Raw genomic sequence first — 26415 nt, 5'->3', positions numbered from 1 at the left:
GGCGGGATGACGCCCGCCCAGAAACTGAGCATGGCCGCGTAAATTCTACGACCAAGCCCCCGTAAAAACGGGGGGATGACCGTCTCAGACCGCGCGGCATTACGGTATCGCCAATCTGGCAGAGGCAGAGGCCTACTTGTCGCACCCGATTCTTCGCGCACGGCTGGCAGAAGCGTCCTTGCTGCTCTTGCATCAACCCGAAACGGATCCTGTGCGGATTCTCGGCTCTATCGACGCGTTGAAGCTGCGATCCAGCATGACACTTTTTTCAGCGGTCAAAGACGCGCCTGCAGAGTTCAGGAAAGTTCTTGACCGGTTTTACCAAGGCAAGCGCTGCCAAAAAACCCTGAGCGCTCTCGGCCTAAGCTAACCGTTCGCGCATTTTCTCGTAATGTGGCATGGCTTGCGCAACAAGCGCGCGTCCCGCGGCATCAAGCTCGGGCAACGGGCCTTCGGGCCCGGCAAAGCCGGTAGACCTGTGCACGGCACCATACCAGTGCGACGCCCAGATGCCATCAGACCGGTGGCCTCCAAGCGGCCAATGTAGCATCCTTGGATTAAATTCCAGCTCGATGCGCTTGCACAGGCCACGCAGCTGCCCTTCCGGATCGTTGCGGATATCGGCGCTGTAGATGACATGCGGGTGAAGACCAAGCGACAGCACGTGATCATAAAGCTCGGCCTGCGCTTCAAAGCCGATGTCGGCGGCGGTCGGATTCTCGTAGCCCTTGGAAAAGCTCGCCACCACCCGCGCTGGGTGGCGCAGCAAGAACACATGCACACAGGATGACATGAAATCGCGCGGCATTCCCGGAATCATGTGCTGACACATGTGCTTGTGATACGCGTGCTGCTTGCCTTGCGGCAGCGGGCCACGCAAAGCCGCTGACACTTCGCGCGCGGTTTCGAACCGGTCTTCCATGATCTGTTGTGCCATCGGATGCGGCAGGCGGGTGCGGCGCAGGTATGGGCCGTAGAATGGTTCGTCCACGACATGAAAATCAGGCCGACTGCCGAAAGCATACATCAATGCCGTCGACAGGTTCCGCGGGCCGGACCACATGGCAATTCTCATCGCCAGAGCCTCATGAAAAATCCCTCATGGTGCCACCATCGCCTTGTAAAGCTGCCGAATCCTTTCCGTGACCGGGCCCATTTCGCCCGTTCCGATCTTTCGACCGTCGATTTCGGCGACCGGCGTCTGCGCACCAAAGGTTCCTGTCAGGAAGGCCTCATCGGCGCCATAAGTGTCGACGAGGCTGAAATTGCGCTCATACACGGGGATTCCATGCGCCTTGCAAAGCGCGATCACCTTGCCACGCGTGATGCCATTCATGCAGTGATCGCCAGTCGAGGTCCAAACCGCGCCCTTGCGCACAATGAAGAAGTTGCAGGCATTCGTCGTATTCACGAACCCATGCACATCCAACATCAGCGCTTCGTCCGCGCCAGCCTTTTCGGCGGCGATGCAGGCAAGGATGCAGTTCAGCTTGGAATGCGAATTGAGCTTGGGGTCCTGCGTCATCGGCAGACCGCGCAGGTGCGGCACCGTCGCCAGCCGGATCGGGCGCGGGATGGACGGCTTTGAATGTTCCATCAGGATCACGACGGTTGGCCCTGACACCGACAGCGAGGGATGCTGAAAGGGCCGCATCTTGACCCCGCGCGTCACCATCAGCCGGCAATGCGCATCGGTAACCATGCCGTTGGCGTCCTGCGTGGCACGAATCGCAGAGATCAGCGCGGCGCGATCCATCCCGATATCAAGATCGATCGCCAGAGCCGCCTCGAACAGGCGATCGAGATGCTCGTCCAGAAACGACCAGCGGCCATTGTACAGCCGCAGCCCTTCCCAGATCCCATCGCCCAGCATGAACCCGGAATCATAGACCGAGACCATGGCCTCGGCCTTTGGTTTCAGCGTGCCATTGACCCAGATCAGGATCTCGTCGTTGCGCGGATCATCCTGCGCCTGATGTGTGGTGACCTTGTCCATGCCGCGACGCTAGGCCGGATTTCTGCCGTGCGAAAGGGGTTACAGGCCCGCGTCCTGCACGTCTTTCAAATCCGGGATCACATCCGCCGTGCCATTCCGCGTGACCATCAGCGCCGAGGCCCGCGCCGCTAGCCCGATTGCCTGCCGCAAGGGCATCCCCCGATCCAGCCCCGCCACCAGATAGCCGGTAAAGGTATCCCCGGCGCCGGTGGTATCGACCGCCACGACTTTAGGCGCTTCGAACCGCTCGGGCTGCCAGCCGCCGCGCTGCTGGTGCACCCTGCCGCCCTTTGCGCCCTCGGTGACCACCACCGTGGCCACGCCCATCCCGGCAAAATCTAACCCCAGCACTTGCTGCAACTGCTCCAGTTCCAGCGCGTTCAGCACCAGAAGATCGACATGGGGCAGCACCGCGCGCGTCGCCTCTGCCTCGAACGGGGCGGGCGCATAGGCCACCTTCAGCCCCATGCGCCGCGCCAGTTGCGCCGCTTCGGGCTGAAGCAGCGTTTCATTCTGCATCAGCAGCCAGTCGCCGGTGCCCGCCTCGGACAGCGCCCGCGCCAGAAGGTCATAAGGGATCTCATGATTGGCGCCGTGGTGCAGGATGATGGAATTTTCACCGGCCGCGTCGATCATGATGACCGCATGGCCCGTCACCCCGTCGACCGTCGCGATGAACCGGGTGTCGACGCCGTATTCCATCATTCGCTCGATCGCCCAGGCCCCATCCGCCCCGACCGCGCCCAGATGCACCACCCGCGCCGCGCAGCGCGCCGCCGCCACCGACATGTTGGCGCCCTTGCCGCCAAGCCCGACCATCCGCGACGTTGCCGCGATGGTCTCGCCCGGCGCCGGAAGATGCGGCACCGCATAGGCCAGATCCGCATTGATGGACCCAAGGTTCCAGATCGTCATCTAAGCCCTTCCTGTTCCTGACCGTCCCGCTGACAGCGCCAGCGGGACGGGCGTGTCTCAGCCGACCTTGCAGGCCGCCAGAACCGCCATATTGAGGATGTCGTTCGCCGTCATGTTGGTCGAACAGATCTGGATCGAGGCATCCACCCCGGCCAGAATCGGCCCGATCACCGTCGCCCCGGCCATTTCCTGCATCAGCTTGACCGAGATCGACGCCGAGTGCCGCGCCGGCACCACAAGGATGTTCGCCGGGCCGGTCAGGCGCTGGAACGGATAGGCCTCTTGCGCCTTGGTGTTCAGTGCCACATCGACGGTCATGTCACCTTCGTATTCGAAATCGACACCACGCTCGTCGAGGATCTGCGGCGCAAGATGCATCTTGGTCGCCCGTTCCGACACCGGATAGCCGAAGGTCGAGAACGACACGAAGGCCACCCGCGGCTCCAGCCCCAGATGCCGCGCCACGCCTGCCGCGCGCTCGGCGATGGTCGCCAGATCCCGCTCGTCGGGCCATTCATGCACCAGCGTATCGGAAATCAGCACGATCCGCCCCTTGAGCAGCAGCGCCGTGACCCCGACCGCACCATGCGGCGCGTCGGCATCGAACACCGTGTTGATCCGCTCCATCACATGCGCCGATTTGCGGGTCGCGCCGGTGACGAGACCGTCAGCATGGCCATGCGCCAGCATCAGCGCGCCGAACACGTGCCGATCGCGCGCCGCCAGACGGTGAATGTCCTTCTGGTCGCGGCCATGCCGTTGCAGCCGCTTGTAGAGGAAATCCTTGTAGGTCTCGAGATGTCGGGTGTTGGCCGCGTTCACCACCTCGATCTCGCGGAAGGCATCGCCGAGCCCGGCCTCTTCGAGCTTGCGTTTCACATCGTCGTCGCGGCCCACCACCAGCGCCTTGCCCAGCCCGTTGCGCTGATACATCACGGCGGCGCGCAGCACGCGCACGTCATCGCCTTCGGCAAAGATCATCCGTGCCTGCGCCTGACGCGCCCGGTTGTTGATGCTGCGCAGCATCGGAGCGGTGGAATCCATCCGCCCGCGCAGGGTTTCCTCGTAGGCCTCCATGTCGATGATCGGTCGGCGCGCCGCGCCCGTGTCCATCCCCGCCTTTGCCACGGCGGGCGGAACGCGGTGAATCAGGCGCGGATCGAACGGCGTCGGGATGATGTAATCGCGGCCAAAGCTGAGCTGCTTGCCATAAGCCAGCCCGACCTCGTCCGGCACATCCTCGCGGGCGATGGCGGCGAGCGCCTCGGCGCAGGCGATCTTCATCGCGTCGTTGATCGCCCGCGCGTGAATATCAAGCGCACCGCGGAATAGGTAGGGAAAGCCCAGAACGTTGTTCACCTGATTGGGATAATCGCTGCGCCCGGTGGCGACGATGGCGTCGGGGCGCACCTCATGGGCCTCTTCGGGGGTGATCTCGGGGTCGGGATTGGCCATGGCGAAAATCACCGGGTTCTCGGCCATGCCCGCCACCATATCCTGCGTCACCGCCCCCTTGGCGGAGACGCCAAGGAACACGTCGGCGCCCTTCATTGCCTCTTCGAGGCTGCGCGCGTCGGTCACCGCGGCATGGGCCGATTTCCACTGGTTCATGCCCTCGGTGCGGCCCTGATAGATCACGCCCTTGGTGTCGCACATGATGCAGTTGTCGTGCTTTGCACCCATCGCCTTGATCAGTTCAAGGCAGGCGATCCCCGCCGCCCCCGCGCCGTTCAGCACGATCTTCACATCTTCGATCTTCTTGCCCGAGATGTGCAGCGCGTTGATCAGACCGGCGGCACAGATCACCGCCGTGCCGTGCTGGTCGTCGTGAAACACCGGAATGTCGCAGATCTCTTTCAGACGTTGCTCGATGATGAAACACTCGGGCGCCTTGATGTCTTCGAGATTGATGCCGCCAAAGGTCGGCGCCATCAGCTGCACCGCCTTGATGAATTCATCGGGATCTTCGGTATCAAGCTCGATGTCGATGCTGTTCACATCGGCAAAGCGCTTGAACAGCACCGACTTGCCTTCCATCACCGGCTTCGATCCCAGCGCGCCAAGATTGCCCAGACCCAGAACCGCCGTCCCGTTCGAGATCACCGCAACAAGGTTGCCCTTGTTGGTATAATCATAGGCCAGCTCGGGGTTCGCCGCGATCTCTTCGCAGGGAACCGCAACGCCGGGCGAATAGGCCAGGCTCAGATCGCGCTGCGTGGTCATCGGCACGGTGGCCTGAATTTCCCACTTGCCCGGAACGGGTTCGAGATGGAAGGCCAGCGCCTCTTCCCGGGTGTACTTCATCTTGGCCATTGCGCGTGTCTCTCCTCAAGTGGGCGTCGTCTTTGTTAGCGCAGCGCCGGGCGCGGCTCAACTACGTGGTTTTCGCCTTTCACCATTCCGGACGGGTTTGCTATGCCCGTGCCAAACGTGCAGGCGAGGAAAGCGATGACAACGGTCACGCCGATGATGGCGCAATATCTCGAAATCAAGTCCGGCCACCCGGATGCCCTGCTGTTTTATCGTATGGGCGATTTCTACGAGCTGTTCTTTGACGACGCCGCGGCGGCGGCCGAAGCGCTTGATATTGCGCTGACCAAACGCGGCAAGCATGACGGCGACGATATCCCGATGTGCGGCGTTCCGGTGCATAGCGCCGAGGGCTATTTGCTGACGCTGATCCGCAAGGGCTTTCGCGTTGCGGTCTGCGAGCAGATGGAAAGCCCCGCCGAGGCGAAAAAGCGCGGCGCCAAATCCGTGGTGCATCGCGAAGTAGTGCGTCTTGTCACCCCCGGCACACTGACCGAAGAATCCCTGCTCGAGGCCCGCCGTCACAATTACCTCGCCGCGCTAACCGCGCTGCGCGACGACTGGGCGATCAGCTGGGCGGATATTTCCACCGGCGCGTTTCACGTCATGCCGCTGGGCCGCGCGCGCATCGGCGCAGAACTGGCGCGGCTGGCTCCATCGGAATTGCTGGTGTCAGACGCAGTCGACGAAGAGCTTCGCGCGGTATTCTCGGACTTGGGAATTGTTCCCACTATTCTGGGGCGGGCATCATTCGACAGCAGCAGCGCCGAGGCACGCCTGTGCGATCTCTTTGGGGTTCAAACACTTTCCGGGTTCGGGAATTTTTCCCGGTCTGAATTCTCCGCCATGGGCGCGCTGGTCGACTACCTCGACATCACCCAAAAAGGCCGCCTGCCCTTGCTTCGCCCACCGCAAAGCGAAGCGATCTCGCGACTGCTGCAGATCGACGCCTCGACCCGGCGCAATCTTGAACTGACCCATTCGATGAATGGCGGGCGCGCCGGATCGCTGCTGTCGGTCATTGATCGCACCGTGACCCCCGGAGGCGCGCGCCTGCTGGAACGCCGCGTCTCGTCGCCCTCGCGGGTCTTGCCGGTGATCCACGAACGGCTGGAGGCCATCGACTGGGCAATGGACACGCCGCAGGCGACAGCGCTTCGTGAACGGCTGCGCAAGGTGCCGGATCTCGATCGCGCCTTGTCGCGCCTTGGCCTCGATCGTGGCGGCCCGCGTGATCTTGCCGCCGTGCGCAACGCGCTCGAACAGGCCGAGGACATCTCGGAGGCGATTGCCGACGCCGATTTACCGCCCCTGCTGTCCGAATCCCGCAAAGCCCTGCACGGCCACACCGATCTACTGTCCCTGCTGGATCAGGCCCTTGTGGCCGAACCGCCGCTACTTGCCCGCGACGGCGGCTTCATCGCGCCCGGTTATGATGCAGACCTCGACGCGTCGCGCCAATTGCGCGACGAAGGCCGCGGCGTCGTCGCCGGGATGCAGGCGCGCTATGCCGAACAGGCGGGGGTGTCCTCGCTAAAGATCAAGCACAACAATGTGCTGGGCTACTTCATCGAAACAACCGCGACCCATGCGGAAAAGATGATGTCCCCCCCGCTGAGCGACACTTTCATCCATCGTCAGACCACCGCCAATCAGGTCCGCTTTACCACGGTCGAGCTGTCGGCGCTGGAAACCCGTATCCTGAATGCGGCGGGAGATTGTCTCGAAATCGAGAAACGCCAATTCGCAAGCCTGCGCCGGGCCATCCTCGACAGCGCCCCGCAGCTATCGGAAACAGGCCTCGCACTCAGCGAGCTGGATCTCGCGCTCGGCCTGTCCGAACTCGCTCGCCAACAAGACTGGACCCGGCCAAAGGTCGACGACAGCCGCGCCTTCGATATCGTTGGAGGCCGCCACCCGGTCGTGGAACGCGCCTTGCAACAGCAAAATGCCGGCGCCTTCATTGCCAATGACTGCGCCCTGATGCCTCAAGGCGATGGCGCCGCGATCACCCTGCTCACTGGCCCCAACATGGCGGGTAAATCGACCTATCTGCGCCAGAATGCACTGATCGCCCTGCTTGCCCAGATGGGCAGCTTCGTGCCCGCGCAAAGCGCCCATGTCGGGCTGGTGTCCCAAGTCTTCAGCCGTGTCGGCGCGTCGGACGATCTCGCGCGTGGGCGATCGACCTTCATGGTGGAAATGGTCGAAACCGCCGCCATCCTCAATCAGGCAGACGAGCGCGCGCTGGTCATTCTCGACGAGATCGGCCGCGGCACGGCGACCTACGATGGCCTGTCCATCGCCTGGGCCACACTGGAACACCTGCACGCCAGCAACCGCGTGCGCGCCCTCTTCGCCACGCATTACCACGAACTGACCCAATTGGCCGGTAAACTCAGCGGCGTCACCAATGCGACGGTCGCGGTCAAGGAATGGGACGGCGAGGTCATTTTCCTGCACGAAGTCCGCAAGGGCGCCGCCGACCGCTCTTACGGCGTACAGGTTGCCCAACTGGCAGGTCTGCCAAAGCCGGTGATCGACCGGGCCCGTACCGTGCTCGAAGCCTTGGAAAAGGGAGAGCGCGACCGACCCACGCCAAAAGCGCTGATCGACGATCTGCCGCTGTTCTCCGCCGCCGCCCAAGCCACCCCGCCAGCAACGGGGCCGTCTCCCGTGGAACAACGCCTCACGGATCTCAACCCAGACGATCTCAGCCCGCGCGACGCCTTGCAGGCGCTGTACGATCTGAAGGCGCTGATCAAAAACAACTGACGGCGCCCGAAAGCGCCGCCCCTGTCTTCTTCTGGCTCAAAATATCCCGGGGGTGTGGGGGCTGGCCCCCACCTTATCCCGCGTGTGGGGCTAGCCCCACCCTGCCCGCTGCCTGCGATGCCGCGGCTCAACGGAGCCGTTGGCGCAGAAGCTGATGGCTCAGCTTGCAGGCATCGAGCTGACACCCACCTGCGCCGGGCGCAGCAGGCGATCATGCAGCATGAAGCCCTCGGCAGAGACCTGAATGATCTCGCCAGCCTTGGTTCCCGGCAGCGGCGCTTCGAACATCGCTTCGTGTTCCTTCGGATCGAAGCGATCGCCGACCTTCGGGGTGATCGTGGTCATGCCATGCTTGGCAAACACATTGCTCAGCTCGCGCAGCGTCAGTTCAACGCCTTCGATCAGCGCCGGCGCCACGTTCTCTTCCCGCGCCGCATTCAGCGCCCGCTGAAGATTGTCGTAGATCGGCAGAAGATCGCGCGCCATGCGCGAGCCGCCATACTGCTGGGCCTCGCGGCGATCCTTGTCGGCGCGCTTGCGGGCGTTCTCGGCATCGGCCAAGGCGCGCATGAAGCGGTCCTTGTAATCGTCCCGCTCGGCGCGCAACTCGTCCAGAGCCAGCGCTTCGGGGTCGATCTCGGCCTCATCCTCGGCATAGGCCTCTGCCTCTGCCGATTCGATGTCATCGAGAAAATCGTCGTTCTTCGGGTCTGCCATGTCTTAACCTCTAGCTCCGTTCGGCAAGCAGCTTGCCGACCAGCTGGGCCGTGTAATCCACAATCGGAACGATCCGGCCATAGTTGAGGCGCGTGGGGCCGATGACCCCCACCGCACCGATGATCTTACGATCAGCGTTCATATAGGGAGACACCACCAGAGAGGAACCCGAAAGTGAGAAAAGTTTGTTCTCCGATCCGATAAAAATCCGAACCCCATCGCCGCTTTCCGCCAGATCAAGGAATTCCGCGATATCCCGCTTGCGCTCCAGATCGTCGAACAGGCTGCGGATACGGTCCAACTCGTCGCTTTCTGCCTCACCACCCAGAAGATTCGCCCGCCCGCGCACGATCAGCCGCGCCGAGCTGTCGGCATCGCCTTCCCAGCTGGCGATTCCCGCCTCGATCAGCTCGGCGGCAAGGCTGTCGATCTCCCGGCGCCGCCGCACAATCTCATCGCCCATGACACGCCGCAGCTCTGACAGAGTGCGCCCCTCGATCAGCGCGTTGAGAAAATTCGCCGCCTCGCGCATCGAACTGGGTGTCTGCCCGGGAGGCGGCTTGAACAGGCGGTTCTCGACATGGCCATCGGCAAAGACCAGCACGACCAGCGCCCGATCATGCCCGAGGCTGACAAATTCGATATGCTTGATCGGGGCTTCATGCTTGGGTGTCAGCACAAGACTCGCGCCGTGGGTCACACCGGACAACGCCGTACTGACCCGGTCGAGCAGACCACCGACATCCCCCGCCCCAGTGCCCCGCGTCGCATCCAGCGCCTCGCGATCCTGCACATCGAGATCGCGCACCTCAAGCAGCCCATCGACGAACATCCGCAAGCCGCGCTGCGTCGGAATCCGCCCCGCCGACACATGCGGGCTGTCCAGCAGGCCAAGGAATTCGAGATCCTGCATTACGTTGCGGATCGTCGCCGCCGATACCTTTTCCGACAGCGCACGGCTCAGCGTGCGCGAGCCCACCGGCTCGCCATTGTCGAGATAGCCCTCGACGACCTTGCGAAAAACTTCGCGCGAGCGATCATTCATCTGCGAGAGCAGGCTTTGGTCCTCTATCATATACATGCCCTCCGAAGCCGTCCGACCATTAAAGACGCTGTCATCCTGCCGTCAATCGGGGTTGCGGGGCTGGCGTGGCATCAGTATCCCGAACGCAACCGAGAAAGGGGTTCAGATGAGACCGTCAGGACGAGATTTAAGCGAAATGCGCGCCGTTTCAATCGAAACGAACGTTGTGAAACATGCCGAGGGCTCCTGCCTCATCCGGATCGGGGATACAGCCGTCATCTGCACCGCCTCGCTTGAAGAACGCGTGCCGCCGTTCATCAAGGGCTCGGGCCTCGGCTGGGTCACGGCGGAATACGGCATGCTGCCCCGATCGACCGGCAGCCGGATGCGCCGCGAGGCCGCCAGCGGCAAGCAAGGCGGGCGCACCGTCGAAATTCAGCGCCTGATCGGGCGCAGCCTGCGCGCCGGCGTCGATCGCGTTGCGCTTGGCGAACGCCAGATCACCATCGATTGCGACGTGATCCAGGCCGATGGCGGCACCCGCTGCGCGTCGATCACCGGCGGCTGGGTTGCGCTGAAGCTGGCGGTGAACAAGCTGATGAAGGCGCGGGCAATCACCTCCGATCCGCTGGTATCGCCGGTTGCTGCTGTATCCTGCGGCATCTACGCGGGCCAGCCAGTGCTCGATCTCGACTATCCCGAAGACAGCGAAGCAGGCGTCGACGGAAACTTCATCTTACGCGCAGACGGTCAGTTGATCGAAGTGCAGATGTCCGCCGAGGGCGCGACCTTCAACCGTGAGCAGATGAGCACTCTAATGGACCTCGCCGAAAAAGGTGTGGCCGAGCTGGTCGCCGCGCAAAAGGCCGCCGTGGCATGACCCGCAAGTTCACCGGCGACCGGCTTCTGGTCGCCACCCACAATGCAGGCAAACTCGTCGAGATCGCCGATCTGCTGAAACCTCACGGGGTTTCAGTGGTCGGCGCCGCCGAGATGAACCTGCCCGAACCGCTCGAGGATGGCACCACCTTCGTGCACAACGCCCGGCTCAAGGCCCACGCCGCGGCAAAGGCGACCGGTCTGCCCGCCCTCTCCGATGACAGCGGCATCGAGATCGACGCGCTGAACGGCGCTCCCGGCGTTTATACCGCCGACTGGGCCGAAACCCCGAACGGTCGCGATTTCGTCATGGCGATGACCCGCGCCCATGACGAGCTGATTGCCAGCGGCGCGCCCCAGCCTTGGACAGCGCGGTTTTGCTGCACACTGGTCCTCGCTTGGCCCGATGGCCATGACGAGGTGTTCCCCGGCGTGATGGAAGGCCAGATCGTCTGGCCGATGCGAGGCAATCAGGGCCATGGCTATGACCCGGTGTTTCAACCCTCGGGCCATGACATCACCTTTGGCGAGATGGATCGCTTCGAAAAGAACCGCATCAGCCACCGCGCTGATGCCTTCAACAAGTTCGTGACCGGCTGCTTTGGCTGACCTGTCCGACACATGGCGCGCAGGAGGCTTCGGGCTTTACGTCCACTGGCCCTTCTGCGAAGCCAAATGCCCCTATTGCGATTTCAATTCGCATGTCGTCAGCCAAGTCGACCAGTCGCGATGGGCCGAGGCGCTGGCCTCGGAAATCCGGCGCTATGGCGTGATGACCGAAGGCCGCGTGCTCAATTCGATCTATTTTGGCGGTGGCACACCGTCTCTAATGGACCCGCAAACCGTGCGCGCCGCGCTGGATGCATCCCGCGAGCACTGGGCTTGGGCCAATGACATCGAGATCACGCTAGAAGCCAACCCCCGCTCTGTCGAAATCCGCAAGTTCGAGGGTTTTTCCCTTGCCGGTGTGAACCGGGTCTCGCTTGGCGTTCAGGCGCTGCGGCCCGATGATCTGCGCAAGCTTGGTCGCCTGCACGGGGTCGATGAAGCACTGAGCGCCCTGAACGTGGCGAAATCCGTGTTCGACCGTGTGACCTTTGATCTTATCTATGCGCGGCAGGGGCAAAAACTCAACGATTGGGGTGCGGAGCTTCGCGAAGCACTAGATATCGCGGGTGACCACCTGTCGTTGTATCAGTTGACCATTGAACAGGGCACGGCGTTCTGGGATCGGTTTCAGGCTGGTGGCTTGCGCGGGTTGCCTGACGAAGATCTCGGGGCCGATATGTACCTCGCAACGCAAGAAATCTGCGAAGCGCAGGGATTTTCCGCCTACGAAGTCTCAAATCACGCGCGCCCCGACGCAATGTCACGGCATAATATGGTATACTGGCGTGGTGGCGACTACGTCGGCGTCGGCCCTGGCGCGCATGGGCGGGTCACGCTGAACGGCCAACGACATGCCACTGTCGCGCGCCGGATGCCTGGCGACTGGTTGAACGCCAGTTTCCGCGACGAAACCGAGCGGCTGTCATCCGGCGACGTCTGGAACGAATTCCTGATGATGGGGTTGCGCCTGTCCGAGGGCATCGACTCTGCGCGCGCAGCGCAGATTGGCGGCGATAAGGCTGAAACGCTCGATCTGTCCACCCTGATCGACATGGGCCTGATGTGGCAGACAAATGAGCGATTTGGCGTGACGCAGAGCGGCCGGATGGTACTTAACACCCTGACCGCAGATCTGCTGACCGTGTAATCCTCAGCGCGCGGCGCTGAGGATCATGCAAAGCGTATCGAGCTCTTCAAGCGTTTCATAAGAAATCGTCAGCTTGCCCGACTCGGTGCCAGCCTTGTGCCCGACCGAGACTTTCATGCCCAAGGCAGCGGACAAATCCCCCTCGAGCGCACGTGTGTCCGCGTCTTTCTCCACCTCGGTCACGCCCGGCATTTTGACCACCTTGGGCCGCGCCGGTTGATTTTCCGCTCGCAAGAGCGCTTCGGCCTGACGCACCGAAAGCTTCTTGCGGATGATCTCTTCGGCCATGGTTTCTGGATCACGCGACGTCACCAACGTCCGGGCGTGACCGGCCGAGAGATCCCCAGCGCGGACATATTCCTGAACTTGATCGGGCAGATTTAGCAGCCGCAGCAGGTTGGCAATATGAGACCGGCTCTTCCCCAGCGCCTCGGCGATCCGCTCTTGAGTATGTCCAAACTTGAACATCAAGGCCTTGTAACCCGCCGCTTCTTCAATCGCGTTCAGGTCGGCACGCTGAATGTTCTCGATGATCGCGATCTCAAGTGTTTCCTGGTCGTCAAGGTCGCGAACCAGAACCGGAAGCTCATGCACCTGAGCAAGCTGCGCCGCGCGCCAGCGACGTTCCCCTGCGACGATTTCAAACTTTTCAGGATCGCTCGGGGCGACACGCACGATCAGCGGCTGGATGATGCCCTTGGCCTTGATGGACTCTGACAGTTCGTTTAGCTGGGCATCGGTGAACGTCCGGCGCGGCTGATCCTTGTTCGGGATAATTTTCTCGATCGGTACAAGTCGATCAGGTGTCTTTGGGGTCGTCTCGATTTCGGATTTTCCTGGATTGATGTCAACATCGGACATGAGCGCAGACAGACCTCGCCCGAGACCGCGCCGCTGTTCCCTTTTCTCTGACATGGCTGCTCTTCCTTTTATTATTTGACTTGGGCTCAGGCGGCCAGACGCGCATTCTTGCGCAACAACTCCTCGGCGAGGTCGCGATAAGCGACAGCCCCCTTGGATTGACTGTCATAGCTCAGCACGGGCATTGCGTAAGACGGCGCTTCACTTACCCGAACGTTGCGCGGGATGACTGTCGCAAAGACAAGATCGCCCAGATTTTCCCGAGCGTCGTCCTCGACCTGCTTCGACAGGTTGTTGCGCGCGTCATACATAGTCAGCAGAACCCCCTCGATCCGCAAATCTGGATTGGCAGATTGGCGCACCTCGCGAACGGTCAGCATCAGCTGCGACAGCCCTTCAAGCGCAAAGAACTCACTTTGCAGCGGAACGAGAACAGAATGCGCCGCAACCATCGCGTTTACTGTCAGCAAATTGAGCGAGGGTGGGCAATCAATCAGAATATAGTCGAACCCAAACCCATCGATCTCGGTTTGACGAAGCGCATCATGCAGCAAAAAACTGCGCTTTTCATTCGAGAACAGCTCGATATCCGCAGAGCTAAGATCAACGGTCGCCGGGATCAGAGAGATATTGGTGTGACGGGTTTCAAGAATGACGTCGCTGAGCGCAAGCTCATCAACCAACAGATCGTAGGTTGTGTTGGTGCGGTTTTCTACATCGATGCCGAGACCTGTCGACGAATTCCCCTGAGGATCAAGATCTACGACCAGAATCTTGAGCCCGCGTTCGGCAAGAGCGGCACCGAGATTGATCGTTGTCGTTGTCTTACCGACGCCTCCCTTCTGGTTGGCAATCGCGATGATTTTTGGCCCGCTGGGGCGCGAGGGGTCATACATGGGCCAATGCTCCGATGGAAAGGACGACGGCGTTGGGGTCTGTTACACTTCTACGATGGCAACAGCTGAAATTCCACGATTCCCGTGCTGCAGTGAGTTCTTTTCTCCAATTTACGCCCTTCAGGAACAAGGCAGTTCCATCCTCGGCCATATGCCGCTCGGCAAACCCTAGAAGGGTTTCAAGATCTGCAAGAGCACGCGCACTCAGGACCGTGGCATTCTGCGGTTCGAGCGCTTCGATTCTCTCCGCCAGTACGTTCGCGACCACCCCTGTCTCTCGCAGGACTTGGCGAAGAAAAACGCACTTTCTCTGATCGCTTTCGACAAGAGTGACTTTCAACTGTGGTGCAAGCTCTGCCCGAAGGATTGCAATGACCAGCCCGGGAAATCCACCCCCTGCCCCAAGGTCTAGCCAGTGACCGTCGGCTTGATCAAAAAGCATGAACAGCTGCGCAGAATCGAGGATATGTCGATCCCAACTATTTTGAATCGTTGAATTCGACACAAGATTGATCTTCGGCGACCACTTCATAAGTAGTTGCTGAAACACTTCTAGCCGCTGCATTGTTTCACGTGAAACATCCAATCCAGGGAGCAAGTCGCTCATGCGGTGCGCGCCTCAGAAAAGCGCCGAATCCGAAGCAGGAGCAAGGAAAGAGCTGCAGGGGTAATACCATCAACCTTCCCCGCTTGAGACAGGTTCTTCGGGCGCGCACGCGATAGCTTCTGCTTCAACTCATGAGAGAGCCCTTCGACCAGCTCGAAATTGAAATCCACCGGAATCTCAAGCGCTTCATCACGTCGTAGCGCAGCAACATCACGCTCTTGGCGCTGGATATAATTGGAATACAGAGCGTCCTTTTTTAGCTGGTCCGCAATAGGTCGATCAATCACCGAGAAGGCAGCCTCTTCCGTTTTCAGACTGTCGATGGTGACATCTGGAAACGATAACAACTGGTAACCTGTCCTTCTCTGTCCATCGGCTGAGGCAGGTATTCCCATCGCGACAATCTCGCGAGATGAGAAGCTTCGCTCATGGAGCAGCTTCTTACCTGCGTCAAGCTGTCGCTGCTTCTGTTCAAACAGTGACTTACGACGCTCAGATACGAAACCCAAGGCAATGCCACGCGGTGTCAACCGCTGATCTGCATTGTCAGCACGAAGAGACAGCCGAAATTCAGCCCGAGAGGTAAACATCCGATATGGTTCAACCACTCCCCTGGTCGTGAGGTCATCCACCATAACCCCAATATAAGAATCAGCGCGGCCAAACAGAACAGGCTCCAAACCTCGGGCCTCCTGCGCAGCGTTCAAACCTGCCACAAGACCTTGCGCAGCCGCCTCTTCGTACCCTGTCGTACCATTGATCTGTCCCGCCAAGAAAAGGCCTGGAAGGTTACGGACACCAAGCCGTAGATCCAGAGACCTTGGATCGACGAAGTCATATTCAATCGCATAGCCCGGCTGCGTGATCTCAACGTCTTCTAGACCTGAAATCGATCGGACATAAGACAATTGCACATCTATCGGCAACGATGTGGAGATTCCGTTCGGATAGATTGTGTGGTCATCCAGGCCCTCAGGTTCCAGAAAGATTTGGTGAGAATCTTTATCAGAGAACCGCACGACTTTATCTTCGATTGAGGGGCAATACCTCGGCCCAACACCTTCGATATGCCCACCATACATCGCTGATTTGTTGAGGTTCTCGCGAATAATATCATGCGTCTTTGAGTTCGTGTGCGTGATACCGCAGCTTACCTGCCGAACGATTGGAGCCTTGGACAAAAAAGAAAACAGGACCGGCTCATCATCTCCAGGCTGTTCATCGAGTATCGACCAGTCGATGGTGCGACCATCTAGGCGAGGCGGAGTACCAGTCTTCAAGCGCCCTAGTTCGAGCCCCAAGGAGTCGATCCGCTGAGCAAGGCGGACTGAGGGCTGTTCACCCATGCGCCCACCAGGTTTTTTTTGATCCCCAATGTGGATTACGCCGCGCAAGAATGTGCCAGTCGTCAAGACAACTGTAGGTGTCGAAATTTCGCTACCGTCGGCGAGCGTAACTCCGCTTACCTTTCCGTCTACAGACAGAAGATCGACGACTTCGCCCTTCACAATTGTAAGATTTTGCGTGTCAGCAAGCTCGCTCTGCATTGCCTTACGATAGATTTTCCGATCAGCCTGAGCACGCGGCCCCTGCACAGCGGGGCCCTTTCGGCGATTCAATAGGCGGAACTGAATCCCTGCACGATCTGCAATCCGCCCCATGACGCCATCCATCGCGTCTATCTCACGTACGAGATGCCCCTTCCCGAGCCCACCGATCGCTGGATTGCAGGACATCACCCCGATCCCGTCAAGTGTCAGCGTAATCAGCGCGGTTCGTGCTCCGAAGCGCGCGGAGGCAGCTGCAGCTTCGGCGCCCGCATGGCCTCCGCCAACAACCACAACATCAAAATCGCGATGTTTCACGTGAAACACTCCTACTTGCCGATACAGAAACTTGAGAATATCTCGTCTAGCAGGTTCTCAACGTCAATACGACCGATCAAAATCTCAAGCGCACGAATTGCCGTGCGAATTTCTTCTGCAGAGAGTTCGTATCGTTCCGGACCAAATGCTAAATGTGCAAGTGCTTGCTTTAACCAGTCCTGACCCGCTAGAAAGGCGACACGATGCCGTTCACGCGATGCTAACCCGGCGGATGAAACCTTGTCTTTCAGAAGATCAGCAATCTTACCGACCAGCTCATCGATTCCCTGCCCCGTTACCGCCGAAATCCCGCCATCAATACCGGTGATGTCTGACTTTGACCGTACGACGATATCGTCAGGGCTCAAGTCAATTTCTGGCGAGACGCCATCCCCTAAGAGCAGCACGCGCAAATCGGACGTTTTCGCGCGTTCAAGTGCACGCGAGATGCCGATCTGCTCCACATAATCGTCGGTCTCACGAAGCCCTGCTGTATCAAGAAGAGTCACAGGAAGGCCCCCGATCTCCATCCTTACTTCGATCACATCTCTCGTGGTACCCGCGATCTCTGATGTGATCGCGGCCTCTCGACCAGTGAGCGCATTTAGCAGGGTCGACTTTCCGACATTTGGGGCACCAACGATTGCGACTTCGAAACCAGTTCGCAACCTTTCTGCAGCGGAGATTCCAGAAATTTCGCGCTCAAGGGACTGAATCGTCTCTTTGACGAGGTAGGTTACCCGTTCGGTAACGTCGATAGGCACCTCTTCATCCGCGAAATCAATGACCGCCTCAAGCAGCGATGCGGCCTCGATCAACTGTCTGCGCCAGAGTTCTATCCGCTCACCAAGCTTACCGGAAAAGACACGCAGCGCCTGCACACGCTGACTTTCTGTTTCGGCTTCTATGAGATCGGACAAAGCTTCAACCTGGGTCAAGTCCAGCCGGTTGTTTTCAAGAGCCCGCCGCGTGAACTCACCCGCTTCGGCAAGCCGAAACCCGTCAAATTCCGATAATCTCCGGAGCACGGCCCGTTGCGTCGCGATGCTGCCATGTAGGTGAAGTTCTGCGACCTTTTCCCCAGTGAAACTGGCGCCCTCGTCGAACACAAGTACCAGCGCTTCGTCCAGAACCTCGCCACCCGCATCGCGCAAGCGGCGCAGCGAGGATTGCCGCGGCAGAGGCACTGATCCGGTCAACGCCCGGACAGCCTCCCACGCGCGCGGACCGGATACCCGAACCACCGCGACCCCGGCTTTCCCGGGCGCGCTTGCAAGAGCGAAGATGCTGTCCAATCCGGCCTCCCGGGGCGACGCTTAACTGTTCATCGAGTCAAAGAATTCGCTGTTTGTCTTGGTCTGCTTCAGCTTCGACAACAGGAATTCGATGGCATCGGTAGTGCCCATCGGGTTCAGAATACGGCGTAGCACGAAGGTCTTCTGCAGGTCTACCTTGTCGATCAGAAGATCTTCCTTCCGGGTCCCCGATTTCAGGATATCGAGCGCCGGGAACACCCGCTTGTCGGCGATCTTGCGATCGAGCACGATCTCGGAGTTGCCGGTGCCCTTGAATTCTTCAAAGATGACTTCGTCCATCCGGCTGCCAGTGTCGATCAGCGCCGTTGCGATGATGGTCAGCGAGCCGCCCTCTTCGATATTGCGTGCCGCACCAAAGAACCGTTTTGGGCGCTGCAGCGCGTTGGCATCCACACCGCCCGTTAGTACCTTGCCGGAGCTTGGAACCACGGTGTTGAAAGCTCTACCAAGCCTTGTGATCGAATCAAGAAGAATAACCACATCTCGCTTATGTTCGACGAGCCGCTTGGCTTTTTCGATGACCATCTCGGAGACAGCAACGTGCCGCGTGGCCGGTTCGTCAAAGGTCGAAGAAATCACCTCCCCCTTCACCGAACGCTGCATGTCGGTCACTTCTTCAGGTCTCTCGTCGATCAGCAGAACGATGAGATAACATTCGGGATGGTTCTTTTCGATGCTGCTCGCGATGTTCTGCAACAGCACCGTCTTGCCGGTACGCGGCGGTGCAACGATCAGCGAGCGCTGGCCCTTCCCGATAGGCGACACCAGGTCGATGATCCGTGCCGAACGATCACGGATCGTCGGATCCTCGACCTCCATTTTCAGGCGCTCGTCGGGATAGAGCGGCGTCAGGTTGTCGAAGGCGATCTTGTGACGCGCCTTTTCGGGATCTTCGAAGTTGATCAGCGTCACGTCGACCAGTGCAAAGTAGCGCTCATCGTTGTCGGGCGCCTTCATCTCACCATCGACGGTGTCGCCGGTGCGCAGCGAATACTTCCGGATCATGTCGGGCGAGACGTAGATGTCGTCAGGACCAGGCAGATAGTTTGCCTCGGGAGAGCGCAAAAATCCGAAACCGTCCTGCAAGACCTCAAGCACGCCGTCACCGAAGATCTGCCAGTCTTCGTCGGCCCGCTCGCGCAGGATCTGGAACATCATCTCGCCCTTGCGCATGGTCGAGGCGTTTTCGATTTCGAGCTCCTCTGCCATGGCGAGGAGATCCTTGGGGCTCTGGGCCTTCAGGTCGGAGAGGTTGAGCTTTTCGATGCTCATTACATATCCTTCCGGGCCGTAGGAGCGGCCACAATGTCATACTGTCTTCGGGAAACTGTCTGCCCGGACGGGCTTGAGGATCGGATCTAATGATCAGCGCCCTGTGAGTCAATCTTTGCGTGACGCGTATCCCCAGGACGCCTTTCTTAGAAAATAGAAAAGAAAGATTTAAGGATTATGTGGAAGTAAGGCCCGTGTTTTGCGGTGGATAATTGAGTCATCCCCGAGTTTTCCAGAACCAGACGGCCTGTGGATAAGTCAGTGTATGTTGTGTGGCCGACTCAGCGGGTTTTTTCCTCGAAGCCCAATGGATGAAGGGTTTTTGCGCACGAAAGCTTTGGTTGAGAAACATGGGAAAACTTTCCTGAGCTGATCTCATCCACCGTTTTAAGTTATCCTTGTTCACAGGCGGAGGAATCGGCATGGGGCCATGGAGGACTCGGGAGTTTTCCACTGTCTTGAAAGTTCGGTGAATTTTCCCCAGAACAGTCCTACGCAAGATTCAGGATTTTTGAACAGGGTTTTCCACATGACGACGGCGCTTATCCTCGCCTCCGGGTCCGAAATCCGGGCGCAGATGCTGCGCAATGCGGGGGTTCCGCACCGAATCGAGCCTGCAAGAATCGATGAACAGGCCATCCGGCTGGCGCTTGAAGCCGAAGGCGCGTCGCCGCGAGATCTCGCGGACGCGCTGGCCGAGTACAAGGCGCGCAAAGTATCCACAAGGTCGCCTGGCAGCTTCGTTCTGGGATGCGATCAGGTGCTTGCCTTCGATCACAAGGTCTTTGCCAAACCCGAAACCCCCGAAGACGCGCGCAATCAGTTGCAGAAACTGCGCGGCCAGCGGCATCAACTGCTGTCGGCGGCGGTGATCTATCAGGACGGCGAGCCGGTCTGGCGTCATGTTGGCGTGGCACGTCTGATGATGCGCGAGCTGTCCGACGCTTACCTGGACGATTACATTGCACGCAACTGGGACAGCATTCGCCATTCCGTGGGCGGCTACAAGATAGAGGAAGAGGGCGTGCGGCTGTTCGCACGCGTCGACGGAGATCATTTCACCGTGCTTGGCCTTCCTCTGCTGGAGTTGCTTGCCTTTCTTATCGACCGGGGGATCATCGCATCATGACTGTACCTTCCATTCCTCTTGCTGGCGTCATCGGTGCGCCCGTCGCTCATTCCCGGTCGCCGCGCCTGCATGGTCATTGGCTGCGCACCTATGGCCTGCCGGGTCACTACGTTCCGCTTGAGATCGCCGCCGAAGATTTCGAGGCTGCGGTCCGTACCCTGCCCAAACTTGGTTTCGTCGGGGTTAACGTGACCATTCCCTACAAGGAAAAGATGCTCGAAATCGCCGACGTAGTGTCTGATCGTGCAACGCGGATCGGTGCGGTGAATACCGTGATCTTTCGTGCGGATGGCAAAATTCATGCCGATAATACAGACGGTTACGGATTCATTGAAAACCTGTGCCAAGGTGCACCCGGCTGGGATGCTGCGGCGGGGCCGGCCGTGGTGTTTGGCGCGGGGGGCGCTGCTCGAGCGGTGATCGCGTCACTTCTGGAACTGGGCGCGCCCGAAATCCGGCTGACCAACCGCACACGGCTGCGCGCCGATGCGCTCAAGAATGAATTCGGCAGCCGGGTGCGGGTGGTCGAATGGGTGCAGGCTGGCAACGTGCTGGATGACGCCGCTCTGGTGGTCAATTCGACCTCGCTCGGCATGGCCGGGAAGGCAAAACTGCGGGTGCCGCTCGATGGTCTTCGCAAGGGAACGGTGGTGACCGATCTGGTATATACGCCGCTTCAGACGCGGTTCCTGAGAGTGGCCGCAGAGCAGGGCTGCACCTGCGTCGATGGTCTGGGAATGCTGATCCATCAAGCAGTTCCGGGGTTTGAGCGCTGGTTCGGCAAACGTCCCGAGGTCGACGAGGCGACCCGCGCAGCGATCCTGTGATGCGCTTTCGGCTCGGGCTGACCGGTTCTATCGGAATGGGGAAATCGACCACCGCGCAGATGTTTGCCGAGGAAGGCTGTGCGTTGTGGGACGCGGACGCGGCTGTGCACCGGTTATATGCAAAGGGCGGCGCGGCCGTCGATCCTATGCGAGAAATATTCCCGGATGCGATCGTTGACGGCGCAATATCACGGGACCACTTGCGCGCGATCATCGCCGCCGACCCCACCGCCCTGCCCCGGATCGAGGCGCTGGTGCATCCGCTTGTCCGTCAGGATCGGGAGCATTTTGCTGCGGCACAGGATGGTATCGGCGTCTTCGACATTCCGTTGCTGTTTGAAACCGGCGCTGAGGCCGAGATGGATGCCGTCGCCTGTGTCAGCGTTCCACAGGACGAACAGCGTGCGCGGGTGCTGGCGCGCGGCACCATGAGTGCGGCGGATCTGGACCGTATTCTAAGCCGTCAGATGCCGAACCAAGACAAATGCGCAAAAAGCGATTACGTCATATTCACCGACACGCTGGACCATGCGCGCCAGCAGGTCGCCGAAATCATGACGGATATCAGGAGCAGGCAGGATGCGTGAGATCGTTCTCGACACCGAAACCACGGGTTTCGAGCCGGAAACCGGTGACCGGATCGTGGAAATCGGCGCGGTAGAGCTGTTCAACCACGTCCCGACAGGGAATACCTATCACCAATATATCAATCCCGAACGCTCGATGCCGCAAGAAGCGTTTCAGGTGCACGGGTTGGGAGACGATTTCCTGCGCGACAAGCCCAAGTTCGCGAAAATTGTCGACGAGTTCCTCGCCTTTGTCGGCGACAGCAAGATGGTGATCCACAACGCCAGTTTTGACGTGAAATTCCTCAACGCCGAACTGAAATGGGCCGGAAAGCCTCAGTTTCCAAAGGGTTGCGCCATCGACACGCTGGATATCGCGCGCCGGAAATTTCCCGGCTCGCCCGCGTCGCTGGATTCGCTCTGCCGACGCTTTGGCATCGACAATTCGTCGCGCACGCTGCACGGCGCGCTTCTCGACTCGGAAATCCTTGCTGAGGTATATCTAGAGCTTATTGGCGGAAAACAGCCAGATCTGGTGCTGGCACCCGCGCGGCAACAGGGCAATGACGGCCCGTCCGATGATGATTGGCGCCCGCAAAGGCGCCGCGAACCGCTGCCTTCGCGCCTCACGGAAAACGAAAAGGCGGCTCACGCCGCCTTTGTTGAAAAACTTGGGGCAAACGCCCTGTGGTCGCGCTGACTCAGGCGTCGAGCTTCTGTTCGCCCGAGGCATTGGCCTGCTGACGGCGCGCGATCTCGTTGCGGTACAGCGCCACAAAGTCGATCATCTCGAGGTTCAGCGGCGGGAAACCGCCATCGCGGGTCACATCGGAAATGATCCGGCGCGCGAAGGGGAACAGCATCCGGGGGCATTCGATCAGCAGGAACGGATGCATCTGGTCTTCGGGCACGTTCTCGATGTGGAACACGCCGGCGTAGTCCATCTCAAGGATGAACAGCGTGTCGTTGGTGCCCTTGGATTTGGATTCGACCTTCAGCTTGATGACCACCTCGAACTGGTGCTCGACATTGCGCTTCTTGGCGTCGAGGTTCACCTGAACCTGAACGTCGGGCTGCACCTCGCCGGTGGAGCCTTTCTGCGCAAGGATGTTCTCGAACGACATGTCACGCACGAATTGCGCAAGAACGTTCATCTTGACCGGCGCCGGGGCGGCTGCGCCCGCCTGCCCGTTCGGGTTTTCCTGCTGGTTTTCAGCCATTTTCGTGTCTCTCCTCGGAAAAGCTTTGTTCTGCAATAGCAGCCTCGCGGGCGTGCCTCAATGCTTCGTCCAGCCCGAACCGGGGTGGTTTGGGCGTTTGTCGGACGACACTTCGGTATAATCTGCGTCGATGACGTCGCGGTTGGCGGGCCGCTGCGGCGCGGGGCGCGTGCCCATCTCGAAGCGTGTGACCTGCACCCGGGCGGCGATGTGGCGCATCACGGCGCTGCGCACTCCTGGCACCAGCAATGCAAAGCCGCAGGCATCGGTGAAAAACCCCGGTGTCAGCAGCAAGGCACCGGCCAGCAGGATCATCGCGCCATGCGCCAGCGGCGTGGTTGGATCTTCGAGCCGCGAGAAAGACCCCTGCAATTGGCCAAGCGCCCGCAACCCCTGCGAACGCACCAGCGATGTGCCGATGATCGCGGTGATCACCACGATGGCCAGCGTCGGCCAGAGGCCGATCAGGCTTCCGACTTGGATGAACAGGCCGATTTCGATCAGTGGCACCATGAGGAATGCCAGAAAAAGCCACATGCGCGGTCTCCTATCGTCTCGCGGGCCGGTAGACTTGAGCGGGCCCAGCCCCTACATAAGACGGAACCACACGTTTTTCCACGTTTGCCCCTGAATGAGGTGACAATGAACACGCCCATCGTCCAGCTTCTGGTTCTTGCCGGGATCGCAATATTTCTGATCCTGAGACTGCGCAGCGTGCTGGGGACACGGGACGGGTTCGAAAAACCTAAGGCCCCGGCTCCCGCGAACCGCAGCGACCGCCGCCCCGATTTCGAGGTGATCGAAGGCGGTCCCGATCTCGACATCACCGACCATGTCCCCGAAGGCAGCCCCGCCGCCGAAGCGCTGGCGCAGATGAAACGCGCCGATCCCTCGTTCAATGTCGGCGAATTTCTTGGCGGCGCGCGCGGGGCCTACGAGATGATCCTGATGGGCTTTGAAAATGGCGACATCGAGGATCTGCGCGATTTTCTGTCCCCCGAGGTCTACGAGAGCTTCGAAGAGGTGATCGAACAGCGCCGTCAGCAGGGCCTGACCATCGAGGCGAGTTTCGCAGGCGTTCGCGAAATGACGCTTGTGGGTGCAACTTTTGACGAGGCGAGCCGCCGCGGCGAAGTGACCGTGAAATATGTTGGCGAACTGACCCAAGTGGTCAAGAATGCCGCAGGAGAGGTGATCGAAGGGTCGGCCACCTCGGTGACCAAACAGAAGGACGTGTGGACCTACGGCCGCATCATGGGAAGCGACGATCCCAACTGGCAGCTTGTGGCGACCGACGAATAAGACATGAGGCGGGCAATCCGGGCCGCGCTGGTTGTCGCGTTGGCCTGGGTAATCCCGGCAGGCGGCATGAGCGCGGCAGAGACAGACATCACTTATCAGGTTCTCGACTTCGCGGATCTGGACGGTTGGGCCGAGGATGATCATTCCGCGGCCCTTTCAGTGTTTCGTGAGACCTGCGGCGATATGGATGACCCGGATTGGCGCAGCCTGTGCAATGTTGCACGTGAAACCACTGATGCTACGTCATTTTTTCAACTTTTCTTCCGCCCTGTCCTGATCCGCGACGGTGCATCCGGCCTGTTCACCGGCTATTTCGAACCGGAGCTTGACGGCTCGCTGGTGCAGACCCCGCGCTATCGCTACCCGGTTTATCAGATGCCGCCCGAGGCGCAGATGCAGCGCCCGTGGTTGTCGCGGCGCGAGATCCTGATGTCCGGGGTGATGGCCGGGCGCGGGTTGGAAATCGCTTGGGTCGACGATCCGGTGGAGCTGTTTTTTCTGCAGATTCAGGGCTCGGGCCGCATTCGCCTGCCGGATGGCCGTCACCTCAGGGTCGGCTACGCCGGGGCCAACGGTCATGAGTATCGCTCGGTCGGGCAAGAGCTGATCCAGCGCGGCACGTTTTCTGCCCATGAGGTGTCGGCGCAGCGCATCAAGGATTGGGTGCGCAGCAATCCCTTTGCCGGCGAAGAGCTGCTGTTCACCAACCCGTCTTATGTGTTCTTCCGTAACGTCACCGAGGTGCCTGCCGATCGTGGTCCGCTTGGCGCGATGAACCGGTCGATCACCACGATGCGCTCGGTCGCCGTCGATCCGGCCTATACGCCGCTTGGTGCGCCGGTGTGGATCGAAAAAGCCGGGCGCAGGCCGCTGCACCGGCTGATGATCGCGCAGGATACCGGGTCGGCGATCAAGGGGGCGCAGCGGGCCGACATCTTCTTTGGCACCGGCGATGCCGCAGGGCGCGCTGCTGGCGCGATAAAGGACCCCGGTCGCATGGTGGTGCTGATGCCAATTCAGCGCGCCTATGCTTTGCTGCCGGACCTGATCCAATGAGCCGCCGCCGATTGCGGCCCGACGAGCTCGAGCTGTGGAACCTTGTCGCCAGTTCCACCGAACGGCTTCCCGGAAGGCCAATGCGCGAAGTCCCCAAGCCCGCGCCGAAGCCGGCACCGCCGCGACAGAAGCCAGACCCCCTGCCCGCCTTCAGCCTTGGCGATCGCGCCACCCCGGTCGCCGAGACCCACGATTTCTATGGCACCACCGCAGACCGTCTGAAAAGCGCGCCGCTGAACATGGATGCCAAGGCCTACAAGACCATGCGGCGTGGCAAGCTGTTGCCCGAGGCGCGGCTTGATCTGCATGGCATGACGCTGGATCAGGCTCATCCGGAACTGATCCGGTTTATCCTGATGTCGCAGACACGGGCGCTGCGTCTGGTGCTGGTGATCACGGGTAAGGGCCTGCGCGAAGACCCGCATGACCCGATGCCGCGCCGTCGAGGTGTACTGAAAACGCAGGTGCCACAATGGCTTCGCCTGCCTCCGGTGGCGCAGGCCGTGCTACAGGTCTCGGAAGCGCACAACAAGCATGGCGGCGGCGGGGCCTATTACGTCTATCTCAGGAAGCGGCGCTGAAGATCTGATCCGAGTGCTGCTCGAGATAGATCCGTAGCCACGGCGTGAACTGTTCCGGCATTTCGGCGATGCTGTCGCGCAGCGCGGCAAGCGACATCCAGCGCGTCTCCATCACCTCTGCGGGATTGGGCACCGGTTCTTGCCCCTCGGGCGCGCTGGCGGTGAAAATATCGACCAGCTCGTGTTCGATCATGCCCGCGCCAACATCGGCGCGATATTCCACCTGCCCGCGCGGAGTCAGCGCAAGGCCGCGCAACCCAAGCTCTTCGTCCAGTCGCCGGGCGGCGCAGACCAGAGGCGGCTCGTCCCAGAACGGATGGGTGCAGCAGGTGTTCGCCCAAAGACCGGGGGTGTGGTATTTCCCCAGCGCCCGTCGTTGCAACAGGATCTTGTCGCCGCGGCGCACAAACACCGACACGGCCATGTGTCGCAACCCGCGCAGGTGCGCGTCGAGCTTTTCAACCGGCGTGAGCGTGCCGTCGATCCATGCAGGAATATGCGTGTTCATGTTGGTGTCTTTCCCCGCATGGGCCGCGAACGTCAAG

Annotated in this window: 26 protein-coding genes and 1 pseudogene; 12 read left to right on the top strand and 15 right to left on the bottom strand. The window is 60.4% G+C overall.

Annotated features, from left to right (window positions below; translation table 11 throughout):
* Nucleotides 1-94 precede the first annotated feature (94 nt).
* Nucleotides 95-370: pseudogene (locus Q4543_RS13095) on the top strand (DUF1810 family protein); the annotation flags it as partial.
* Here the strand turns inward: Q4543_RS13095 and Q4543_RS13090 are convergent.
* The 4 genes from Q4543_RS13090 to Q4543_RS13075 are packed head-to-tail and all read right to left on the bottom strand — an operon-like array spanning nt 362 to nt 5224.
* Nucleotides 362-1075, bottom strand: a complete 714-nt coding sequence (locus Q4543_RS13090) for an HAD family hydrolase (RefSeq protein ID WP_303438912.1) — start codon at nt 1073-1075, stop codon at nt 362-364. The pseudogene Q4543_RS13095 and the gene Q4543_RS13090 sit on opposite strands and share 9 nt — an antisense overlap.
* Before the next feature lie 24 nt (nt 1076-1099).
* A complete protein-coding gene (locus Q4543_RS13085; protein ID WP_303438910.1) occupies nt 1100-1996 on the bottom strand; it encodes a D-amino acid aminotransferase in 897 nt (298 codons plus the stop codon).
* Nucleotides 1997-2035: 39 nt separating this feature from the next.
* Complete coding sequence (locus Q4543_RS13080) at nt 2036-2911, bottom strand: ribokinase (RefSeq protein ID WP_303438908.1); 876 nt, start codon at nt 2909-2911, stop codon at nt 2036-2038.
* A 57-nt stretch (nt 2912-2968) separates the two neighbouring features.
* The gene (locus Q4543_RS13075) at nt 2969-5224 is read right to left on the bottom strand and encodes an NADP-dependent malic enzyme (RefSeq protein ID WP_216003157.1); all 2256 of its coding nucleotides are present in this window, start codon (nt 5222-5224) and stop codon (nt 2969-2971) included.
* A gap of 135 nt (nt 5225-5359) precedes the next feature.
* On the opposite strand from Q4543_RS13075, the gene mutS reads away from it, so the two are divergent.
* On the top strand, nt 5360-7996 hold the full coding sequence (gene mutS, locus Q4543_RS13070) for a DNA mismatch repair protein MutS (protein ID WP_303438904.1): 2637 nt from the start codon (nt 5360-5362) through the stop codon (nt 7994-7996).
* 159 nt (nt 7997-8155) lie between these two features.
* On the opposite strand, the gene Q4543_RS13065 is transcribed toward mutS, so the two are convergent.
* Together Q4543_RS13065 and hrcA are read right to left on the bottom strand one after the other, a co-directional pair.
* The gene (locus tag Q4543_RS13065) at nt 8156-8713 is read right to left on the bottom strand and encodes a nucleotide exchange factor GrpE (RefSeq protein ID WP_216003158.1); all 558 of its coding nucleotides are present in this window, start codon (nt 8711-8713) and stop codon (nt 8156-8158) included.
* A 10-nt stretch (nt 8714-8723) separates the two neighbouring features.
* Complete coding sequence (gene hrcA / locus Q4543_RS13060; protein WP_216003159.1) at nt 8724-9788, bottom strand: heat-inducible transcriptional repressor HrcA; 1065 nt, start codon at nt 9786-9788, stop codon at nt 8724-8726.
* A gap of 115 nt (nt 9789-9903) precedes the next feature.
* Between hrcA and rph the strand changes: the two genes are divergently transcribed.
* From rph to hemW, 3 genes are read left to right on the top strand one after another with little or no spacing between them, the layout of a single operon-like run.
* Nucleotides 9904-10617, top strand: a complete 714-nt coding sequence (gene rph / locus Q4543_RS13055) for a ribonuclease PH (protein WP_303438900.1) — start codon at nt 9904-9906, stop codon at nt 10615-10617.
* On the top strand, nt 10614-11225 hold the full coding sequence (rdgB, locus tag Q4543_RS13050) for an RdgB/HAM1 family non-canonical purine NTP pyrophosphatase (RefSeq protein ID WP_303438898.1): 612 nt from the start codon (nt 10614-10616) through the stop codon (nt 11223-11225). Before rph ends, rdgB begins: the two co-directional genes overlap by 4 nt.
* Before the next feature lies 1 nt (nt 11226).
* Nucleotides 11227-12372, top strand: coding sequence for a radical SAM family heme chaperone HemW (gene hemW, locus Q4543_RS13045; protein WP_303438915.1), 1146 nt, complete (start codon nt 11227-11229; stop codon nt 12370-12372).
* A 3-nt stretch (nt 12373-12375) separates the two neighbouring features.
* On the opposite strand, the gene Q4543_RS13040 is transcribed toward hemW, so the two are convergent.
* The 6 genes from Q4543_RS13040 to rho are packed head-to-tail and all read right to left on the bottom strand — an operon-like array spanning nt 12376 to nt 19189.
* Nucleotides 12376-13287: a ParB/RepB/Spo0J family partition protein gene (locus Q4543_RS13040; protein ID WP_303438896.1), complete on the bottom strand. Its 912-nt coding sequence runs from the start codon at nt 13285-13287 to the stop codon at nt 12376-12378.
* A 32-nt stretch (nt 13288-13319) separates the two neighbouring features.
* The gene (locus Q4543_RS13035) at nt 13320-14129 is read right to left on the bottom strand and encodes a ParA family protein (RefSeq protein ID WP_303438895.1); all 810 of its coding nucleotides are present in this window, start codon (nt 14127-14129) and stop codon (nt 13320-13322) included.
* Nucleotides 14122-14736: a 16S rRNA (guanine(527)-N(7))-methyltransferase RsmG gene (gene rsmG, locus Q4543_RS13030; protein ID WP_303438894.1), complete on the bottom strand. Its 615-nt coding sequence runs from the start codon at nt 14734-14736 to the stop codon at nt 14122-14124. The genes Q4543_RS13035 and rsmG overlap by 8 nt, the downstream gene beginning before the upstream one ends.
* Nucleotides 14733-16601: a tRNA uridine-5-carboxymethylaminomethyl(34) synthesis enzyme MnmG gene (mnmG, locus tag Q4543_RS13025; RefSeq protein WP_303438892.1), complete on the bottom strand. Its 1869-nt coding sequence runs from the start codon at nt 16599-16601 to the stop codon at nt 14733-14735. Before mnmG ends, rsmG begins: the two co-directional genes overlap by 4 nt.
* 11 nt (nt 16602-16612) lie before the next feature.
* Nucleotides 16613-17896 carry a tRNA uridine-5-carboxymethylaminomethyl(34) synthesis GTPase MnmE gene (gene mnmE, locus Q4543_RS13020; protein WP_303438891.1) on the bottom strand — a complete coding sequence of 428 codons (1284 nt, stop codon included), beginning with the start codon at nt 17894-17896 and terminating at the stop codon, nt 16613-16615.
* A 21-nt stretch (nt 17897-17917) separates the two neighbouring features.
* Nucleotides 17918-19189, bottom strand: coding sequence for a transcription termination factor Rho (gene rho / locus Q4543_RS13015; protein WP_216003167.1), 1272 nt, complete (start codon nt 19187-19189; stop codon nt 17918-17920).
* Between the two features lie 529 nt (nt 19190-19718).
* On the opposite strand from rho, the gene Q4543_RS13010 reads away from it, so the two are divergent.
* Genes Q4543_RS13010 through dnaQ form a run of 4 tightly spaced genes read left to right on the top strand, consistent with a single transcriptional unit; the run spans nt 19719 to nt 22411 of the window.
* Nucleotides 19719-20318: a nucleoside triphosphate pyrophosphatase gene (locus tag Q4543_RS13010; RefSeq protein ID WP_303438889.1), complete on the top strand. Its 600-nt coding sequence runs from the start codon at nt 19719-19721 to the stop codon at nt 20316-20318.
* The gene (locus Q4543_RS13005) at nt 20315-21145 is read left to right on the top strand and encodes a shikimate dehydrogenase (RefSeq protein ID WP_303438887.1); all 831 of its coding nucleotides are present in this window, start codon (nt 20315-20317) and stop codon (nt 21143-21145) included. Before Q4543_RS13010 ends, Q4543_RS13005 begins: the two co-directional genes overlap by 4 nt.
* A complete protein-coding gene (coaE, locus tag Q4543_RS13000) occupies nt 21145-21732 on the top strand; it encodes a dephospho-CoA kinase (RefSeq protein ID WP_303438885.1) in 588 nt (195 codons plus the stop codon). The genes Q4543_RS13005 and coaE overlap by 1 nt, the downstream gene beginning before the upstream one ends.
* Nucleotides 21725-22411 (top strand): DNA polymerase III subunit epsilon, encoded by a 687-nt coding sequence (gene dnaQ / locus Q4543_RS12995; protein WP_303438883.1) that lies wholly within the window; start codon nt 21725-21727, stop codon nt 22409-22411. Before coaE ends, dnaQ begins: the two co-directional genes overlap by 8 nt.
* A gap of 1 nt (nt 22412) precedes the next feature.
* Here the strand turns inward: dnaQ and secB are convergent, their stop codons facing one another.
* Both secB and Q4543_RS12985 read right to left on the bottom strand, forming a co-directional pair.
* A complete protein-coding gene (gene secB / locus Q4543_RS12990; RefSeq protein ID WP_303438881.1) occupies nt 22413-22931 on the bottom strand; it encodes a protein-export chaperone SecB in 519 nt (172 codons plus the stop codon).
* Between the two features lie 57 nt (nt 22932-22988).
* Nucleotides 22989-23468 (bottom strand): FxsA family protein, encoded by a 480-nt coding sequence (locus Q4543_RS12985; protein ID WP_303438879.1) that lies wholly within the window; start codon nt 23466-23468, stop codon nt 22989-22991.
* A gap of 105 nt (nt 23469-23573) precedes the next feature.
* Between Q4543_RS12985 and Q4543_RS12980 the strand changes: the two genes are divergently transcribed.
* The 3 genes from Q4543_RS12980 to Q4543_RS12970 are packed head-to-tail and all read left to right on the top strand — an operon-like array spanning nt 23574 to nt 25870.
* Nucleotides 23574-24233 carry a Tim44/TimA family putative adaptor protein gene (locus tag Q4543_RS12980; protein WP_303438877.1) on the top strand — a complete coding sequence of 220 codons (660 nt, stop codon included), beginning with the start codon at nt 23574-23576 and terminating at the stop codon, nt 24231-24233.
* 3 nt (nt 24234-24236) lie between these two features.
* Nucleotides 24237-25289 (top strand): murein transglycosylase A, encoded by a 1053-nt coding sequence (locus Q4543_RS12975; protein ID WP_303438875.1) that lies wholly within the window; start codon nt 24237-24239, stop codon nt 25287-25289.
* Nucleotides 25286-25870: a Smr/MutS family protein gene (locus tag Q4543_RS12970; protein ID WP_303438874.1), complete on the top strand. Its 585-nt coding sequence runs from the start codon at nt 25286-25288 to the stop codon at nt 25868-25870. Before Q4543_RS12975 ends, Q4543_RS12970 begins: the two co-directional genes overlap by 4 nt.
* On the opposite strand, the gene idi is transcribed toward Q4543_RS12970, so the two are convergent.
* A complete protein-coding gene (gene idi / locus Q4543_RS12965; protein ID WP_303438873.1) occupies nt 25854-26378 on the bottom strand; it encodes an isopentenyl-diphosphate Delta-isomerase in 525 nt (174 codons plus the stop codon). The genes Q4543_RS12970 and idi overlap by 17 nt on opposite strands.
* Nucleotides 26379-26415 lie beyond the last annotated feature (37 nt).

The sequence above is a fragment of the Salipiger sp. 1_MG-2023 genome, from assembly GCF_030547555.1.
Lineage (GTDB): Bacteria > Pseudomonadota > Alphaproteobacteria > Rhodobacterales > Rhodobacteraceae > Salipiger.
The sequence above is the reverse complement of the archived record's forward strand: the minus strand, read 5'-3'. Positions and strand labels throughout refer to the sequence as shown.